The 2688-nt window shown below is 61.4% G+C and carries 3 protein-coding genes; 2 read left to right on the top strand and 1 reads right to left on the bottom strand.

Features of this window, described 5'->3' with window-relative positions; translation table 11 throughout:
• A partial coding sequence (locus ACP5E6_RS18010) for a MerR family DNA-binding protein (RefSeq protein ID WP_427956624.1) occupies positions 1–380 on the bottom strand: 380 nt, incomplete at its 3' end.
• A 141-nt stretch (positions 381–521) separates the two neighbouring features.
• Between ACP5E6_RS18010 and merA the strand changes: the two genes are divergently transcribed.
• Positions 522–2168: a mercury(II) reductase gene (merA, locus tag ACP5E6_RS18005; RefSeq protein ID WP_427956621.1), complete on the top strand. Its 1647-nt coding sequence runs from the start codon at positions 522–524 to the stop codon at positions 2166–2168.
• A gap of 29 nt (positions 2169–2197) precedes the next feature.
• On the top strand, positions 2198–2688 hold a 491-nt coding region (locus tag ACP5E6_RS18000; RefSeq protein ID WP_427956618.1), incomplete at its 3' end, for a TlpA family protein disulfide reductase.

The following is a 2688-nucleotide window of genomic DNA, read 5'->3' as shown; positions in this document are numbered from 1 at the left end:
GCCCCGAGGACCGTTTGCATGGTGGTCAGGTCAGCGATCTTGGTAACAATTTCGTTGAGGTGGTATTGGGCCAGGGATTGAACCTGTTCGCATGCGTCACCTGATCCTTCGGCAAGAGCGAGCAATCCGCGTACTTCATCGAGCGAAAAACCGAGTTCGCGCGCGCGTCGAATGAAGGTGATCCGGGCAACGTCTCCCTCATTGTAGGTTCGCCGACCGCTTTCGGTGCGCAGCGCTTGCGGTAGAACACCTGCCTTTTCGTAAAACCGAATGGTGTCGATGCTGCAGCCACTCCGCTGGGACACGATGCCGATCGGAACACTTTGTTTGGCCGACCGGCTTAGCGGTCCAAAGGGTGCTGAACTTTTTTTCAAAATCATCGAAACACCTCTTGATCCTGTAGTTGCTCCAGCATCCATACTACGATTCGTTGGAAGGACTAGGGCGATCTCGCATGCCGGTATGAATGAATTTATCGGCGATCGTCATGGGACTTCGGGAATTTTAGGAGGATATCTTGCATGGACACGTTATCGCTGCGCGTTACCGGAATGACCTGCGAGCATTGTGCGCGCAGCGCTGAAACAGCGCTCAATCAGTTACCGGGGGTTGAGGCGACGGTATCCTACGGTGATGGGATTGCCAGCATCCGTGGAGTAACGCCCGGCGGCCTGGCAAGCCTCAGAGCGGCTGTCGCTAAACGGGGCTATGGCCTCGAGCAATTGGTTGATGCGCAAGTCCCCGAAGAGCCGGGTACCGGGCTGCATGTCGCGATCATCGGCAGCGGGGGAGCCGCCTTCGCCGCAGCAATCCGCGCGATCGAGGGCGGCGCACGGGTCACCATGATCGAGCGTGCGCCGATGATCGGTGGGACCTGCGTCAATGTCGGGTGCGTCCCTTCGAAAATCCTCCTGCGGGCGGCCGAGATCAGGCACGACCAGGCGCATCACCCCTTCGCGGGCATCGGGCAGTTGCATACGCCGGTCGATCGCGCCGCCCTGCTCGACCAACTCCGCGCCCGGGTCGATGCGCTGCGGGGTGCGAAATATGAACACATCCTCGACGACAAGCCTGGTATTACGCTGCTGCGCGGCTCAGCGCGGTTCGAAGACGCGAAGACCCTGGTCGTACGTGGCGAGGCAGGAGAGGTGACCAAGCTCGCAGCGGACCGTATCCTGATCGCCGCCGGTGCTGCCCCGGCCATTCCACCGATTCCCGGGCTGGCCGGCACACCCTACTGGACCTCGACGGAGGCGCTGTTCGCATCAGCGATGCCGGCGAGCATGATCGTGATCGGTTCATCGTTCGTGGCACTCGAACTCGCGCAGGCTTATCGCCGGCTCGGAACCGAGGTTACCGTCCTCGCCCGCGCTACCCTCCTCACACGCGACGATCCCGATCTCGGCGCCGGATTGCAGGCGGCACTTGAGGCCGAGGGGATCAAAGTGTTGGCCAACACCAGGGCCCAGGCCGTCAGCCATAGCGACAATCGGTTCACCGTAACGCTCAAGGGCGGTGCCCAGGACGGTTCGACCATCGTCACGGAGCGACTGCTGATTGCGGCCGGGCGGCGGCCGAACACCGATGATCTTGCGCTCGATCGGGCCGGGGTGACCACCGACTCAACGGGCGCCATCGTCGTCGACGATCATATGCGCACCGCGGTCGAGCATATCTACGCAGCCGGCGATTGCAGCACGATGCCCCAGCTCGTTTATGTCGCGGCGGCTGCCGGCACCCGTGCCGCAATCAATATGACCGGCGGTGACGCCACACTCGATCTGTCGATCGTGCCGGCGGTAGTCTTCACCGATCCTGCGGTTGCCACCGTTGGCCTCGATGAAGCGCAGGCCCGGGCGGCGGGCATAGAAACTATCACCCGCCGGCTCGACCTCGAAAACGTCCCGCGCGCCCTCGCCAATTTCGATACCACTGGCTTCGTCAAGCTGGTCGCCGACGCGGATTCCCAGCGCCTTATCGGCGCCCAGATCCTCGCCCATAACGCTGGCGAGATGATCCAAACCGCGGCGATAGCCATCAAGTATCGCATGACCGTGCAGGAGCTCGGCAACATGCTGTTCCCCTATCTGGTGATGACCGAAGGTCTCAAGCTCGCGGCCCAGACGTTCACCAAGGACGTCTCGCAACTCTCCTGCTGTGCCGGCTGAATCACATATCCACCGAAAGGAGTTCTCCCATGAACGCAACCAAGATCCCCACCCCCACAACCTCGCTTCGCCTCGCTCTTTTTGCCGGTCTGATGGTGCTGCCAGCCCTTGCCTTCGCTTCGCCCTCTGGCGTGATGGGCCCGAAGGATGTGCCGAGCCCTGGCGATAAGCCGGCACCCGTCGCGTCGTTCATCAGCCATGGCAAGACCATCTCGCTCGACACCTACAAAGGGCATCCGATCATGCTCTGGCAGGTTGCGACCTGGTGCGGCAGTTGCCGGGCGGGGCTGCGCGTCTTTGCGCAGAACAAGGCGATGATCGACAAAACCAACGTCCGGGTCATCGTCCTGCGCGATTACAAGAACGGCGGCTATCCCGGTATCGGCATCACCAAATTCGCCACACAAGCTGCGCCGAGCCTGATGCACGACCCGCATTTCATCTTCGGCGATGATACCAAGGCGCTCTACACCCTCTACAACCCGCATCACTATGTCGATGTCTATGATCTGATCAGCAA

The organism is Acidiphilium sp. (genome assembly GCF_049977125.1).
GTDB lineage: Bacteria > Pseudomonadota > Alphaproteobacteria > Acetobacterales > Acetobacteraceae > Acidiphilium.
The sequence above is the reverse complement of the archived record's forward strand: the minus strand, read 5'-3'. Positions and strand labels throughout refer to the sequence as shown.